General features: G+C 29.2%; 4 protein-coding genes and 1 pseudogene. 1 reads left to right on the top strand and 4 read right to left on the bottom strand.

Features of this window, described 5'->3' with window-relative positions:
• The 4 genes from CLPUN_RS29550 to CLPUN_RS28520 all read right to left on the bottom strand — a co-directional run.
• A partial coding sequence (locus CLPUN_RS29550) for a helix-turn-helix domain-containing protein (protein WP_423237281.1) occupies window positions 1-192 on the bottom strand: 192 nt, incomplete at its 3' end.
• A gap of 308 nt (window positions 193-500) precedes the next feature.
• Window positions 501-2,345 (bottom strand): Ig-like domain-containing protein, encoded by a 1,845-nt coding sequence (locus CLPUN_RS05095; RefSeq protein ID WP_077846252.1) that lies wholly within the window; start codon window positions 2,343-2,345, stop codon window positions 501-503.
• 706 nt (window positions 2,346-3,051) lie between these two features.
• A complete protein-coding gene (locus tag CLPUN_RS28525) occupies window positions 3,052-3,285 on the bottom strand; it encodes a group II intron maturase-specific domain-containing protein (RefSeq protein ID WP_242954047.1) in 234 nt (77 codons plus the stop codon).
• A gap of 55 nt (window positions 3,286-3,340) precedes the next feature.
• Entirely contained in the window at window positions 3,341-3,493 is a 153-nt protein-coding gene (locus tag CLPUN_RS28520) for a hypothetical protein (RefSeq protein ID WP_242954046.1), read from the bottom strand.
• Between the two features lie 125 nt (window positions 3,494-3,618).
• Here CLPUN_RS28520 and CLPUN_RS05085 point away from each other — a divergent pair.
• A pseudogene (locus CLPUN_RS05085) lies at window positions 3,619-4,056 on the top strand (IS21 family transposase); the annotation flags it as partial.

The raw sequence follows: 4,056 nt of genomic DNA, 5'->3' as shown, positions 1-4,056 counted from the left end.
AATCTCAGTTCTTTCTTCATAAGTAGTTTTTCGTCCATTAGCCATAATTCTATCCCCTTGCTTATTTTGAGATTTAAATGTTTTATGACTATTATACTTCTTAATCCATTGCTGAAGAATACTATGTGAAGAAATATTGTATTTGCTACAAATTTCAAACAAGGAGCCGATTCCATTAAGATAATCTGTTATAGCTTTATATTTAAGTTCTATAGGATAGAATGTATTTTTAGTCGTAGTTTTAATTCCTTCAGCACCATGTAGCTTAAACTTACAAACTTATTTATCAAATTATTTTTTTGTAACACTCAACTCATAACAAATTTTAGTATCACCTTTCATTCCAGAAAGATAATCATTAACAGCTTGAAGTTTTTATTCTGGAGAAACTTTAGCTTTTCTTGCCATAAAAATATCCCCCCTTCATATTGACAGTTTTATTATTTTAACTGTCTACTATAAAGGGAGCATATCATTTCTGCAAGTGTCTTTTATAAACTTTAATATTTTCTAATTTCAAAAGATGTTATTTTTTCATGTACAACATGTTCTTCTACTGAAATATTTGAATTAACTGTTTTATCAAATTCATATGTTAGTTTATTCTCATATTCTGATTTAGTATTGTACCATGACTTAAATTTATCTATCTCTGAACTTGAAACATCAAAAACTTTTGTTTCTCCATCATTTAAATTTATTATTAAGATTGCTCCTGTTTTACTATCAGTCGGATTATCTGGAGTAGGGATATCTTTTTTAGTTACATTAACTGTGCATGATGCACTTAAGTTGCTTCCATCTGTTGTAGTTGCTATTATTGTCGCTTTTCCTTCTTTTATTGCATTTACTTTTATTATTTTACCATTAGTAGGATCTACTTCTATAGTTGCTATTAAAGTATCACTTGAAGTCCAAGTTACCCCCACACTTGATGGATTTGTTATTGCAGTTAGTTGCTCTGATGCAGCTTCTTTTAAAGTTATTGATGTTTTATCTAAATCTAAGCCAGGTATATATTTATATTCATAATGAGTAGTTTCTGATGAATTGCCTACCTTATCTATAGTTTTAATGTGAATATATATAATTTTTCCTAGATCTAATTTAGATAATGGTGCTAATATTGCTAAATTTGTAGTGTCAATGTTGCTATCTGGTTCTGTATTCTTTATATTGTCTATAACATATGAATATCCAGCAATTCCTGATGTATTTGTAGTAGCAACAGTATTAGAAGTTATATCATTAGCTACATTACCATCGCTGGCTTTAACATAATATTCATACTTTGTTCCATTATCATTAACCTTAGAATAAGTTACACTTATATTTTTATCATCATTTGATACACTAGTAATGCTCACTTTATCTGGTGCTGTTAAATCTTGACCTTTATGATCATCACAAGATGTATCACTTGTTAATTGAGCTAAATAAAATAGTGTATTGGCAAGTATTTTTTGCTCATCTGGTGTTGCAGTTCCACCTAAATTACCTGTTTGGATCATTGCACAGTTGTTCCAAGTAGTTAGATAAAAATTACTTATTTTCTTAAAACTTTCTGGAGCATTCCAATAATTTGGCCATACTGCATCATCAAGATAAGTCATCCATATATCACCTAAAGCAAAGTTTGATGTAGAATGCGAAATTGGTACTCTTAATTGTGAACCTATGTCACCTATACTCCAAGGATAGTTTGTTAATAACCCTTTCTTTTTTACTCGAATGGTAGATCCTATAAAAGATGCGCAATATTGATATCCTGGATCAATTCCTGTATTGCTATTATTCCAGTTACCTACTTTAATATTAAAATAAGATCTTAGCTTATTTAATCCCGTATTACCTCCATAACCTACTATTGTGTCATGTCCAGCTAAAAAGCCTCTTCCTTCTTTAATAAAACTCTCTATATATTGTATAGCTACGTCATTAAATTTTTTTTCATTACTAGCATCCCATGCTCCAAAATAAATAACATCATATTTCCAAATTCCACTATCATCTTTTAAATATAATGGTGGGTTTATATTAAAATCATCTATATCTACCTCATCAACTTTTATTAATCCCTTCCCATATCCATTGTTACTTTCACTATTGGCATTTTCCATCCATCCTTTCAAATTATTACCTTTGCTTGGATATATATTTAATACTTTAATATTTGTTTTTGAAGGAATACTTTGATAAATTGCTTCATCTTGTCCTTTTGAATAAACCATATACTTATACCCTGCTCCAAGGTTTGTCCATTCAAGATGCACATAATTCTTCCCTTCAATTGGTGTTGCTGTTATACTTAAACTTTTTTCTGTTAAACTTTTTTCATTTTCCATATTCATACCTCCTAAAATTATCTATATTATAGATTTAGTAATTAAATTTTCTAATTTGTCTACATGATGTCTTAATTTTTTGATTCAGATATTGCAATATCAAAACTTTAATTTTTTATCATCAGTCTCTAATACATTTTTTATTAAAGAATGCTTTATCATTAGCTCTCTATTATTATAAACCTCCTAATTGCCTGTTTCTTATAGACTTTCTATAGCTTTCCTGTAATCTTTTTATAATTTTTCGATATATAAAAATTGGCAATAAAAAAAGCACCTAATTGTGGTACTAAATTCATTGCCTTTTTTTAATTGTTAAATTAAGGTTTTCTGCTTTTAGTTTCCTAATGCGTGCAAAAAATCCCTACATTCTTGCTATTGCCCATTTAGGGCACACCGCCTTGCATTATAGTTGAAATTGTTAAATATACCACTATTTTATAATGAAGTTTTGTTCTTTCTATCCAAAGTTAAAAGCTCTTTAGAACCACTGGTCTAACCTGTGATATTCAGAATAATCGAGTAGGAGCTAAATAATTATTTTATTTAGCGTTCTCTCACACCACCAGTACGTACCGTTTGATATACAGCGGTTCATTAGAATTTAATGTGTAATTTTACATGTTTGTATTAGACTAATAAATCCTAGAGATTCTAGGTATTTATTAGTTAAAGATTTGCTTAAGATAGGACTATTGGAGATTTTTCAATAGCCTTTTCTTGTATTTGCATATTCCCATGCTTTGTATTTATTAATTTCCAGTTTAACTAGATTTCTTTGTTTAGTGCTAATCTTCTTCCATCGTTTCCATATGCAAGCTCTTAGTCTCCTTCTAATCCATTTGTCTAGTTCCACTATCTTTCCGCGCGCATTAGCAATTCCATAGTAATTAATCCATCTTCTTGTAATTTGATTTAATTTTAGTAGCTTGTATTCCATACTAATTCCTTTATTTGTGTTAGTATAGAAGCTACCTTTATTGCTACTCTCTCTTTTAAGTGCTTAAAAGCATATTATTACTTTCTAGAACTTCTTCGAGTAATCTACTAGTATCAAATGCTTCATCGTTTACGCTTTTCCTATTCAGTAAAACCATAGAATTACTTGGCACCTTTGATTTATCTTGAAGTTTCACTTCTACTTCCATCACTTGGTCTCTATATTGAGTTTTCTGCTTTCTTTGTAATTTCTTTGATTTGTATAAATGATACGATAAGAATGTACAATTTATCTTTTATAAATTATAATTACTCAATATTTAACGGGGTAATTATGATTATACAAACAAATGTTTATTCAGAACTTAAAATTAATACTTTATAAGATCTTCATAAAATAAAGCTGATTATGGAGGTAAAGAAGTTGAAAGCAAATAAAAGCCAGATAGCTAGGGAACTTGGAGTTGATTCTCGAACCGTAGGCAAATATTTAAATGGATATGTCAAACCTACCACTAGAAACTGCAAATCTAAAATAGAAGCTTTTGAGCCTATTATAAAAGAGCTTCTTAGTAAAGATTCAATTCAAGTATTTTATTATAAGCGTATTTTATGGCAGTATCTTAAAGATAACCATGAGCTAGATTGCGCGCAATCTTCGTTTAGAATATACATTTCTAATCACTCAGAATTTAATGAGTACTTTAATAATAAGAAAAAAGGGCATATATCCACTACTTCGCCTATGAGGTATGAAACTGAGAAAGGAAAA

It is taken from the genome of Clostridium puniceum (assembly GCF_002006345.1).
Taxonomy (GTDB): domain Bacteria; phylum Bacillota; class Clostridia; order Clostridiales; family Clostridiaceae; genus Clostridium; species Clostridium puniceum.
The sequence above is the reverse complement of the archived record's forward strand: the minus strand, read 5'-3'. Positions and strand labels throughout refer to the sequence as shown.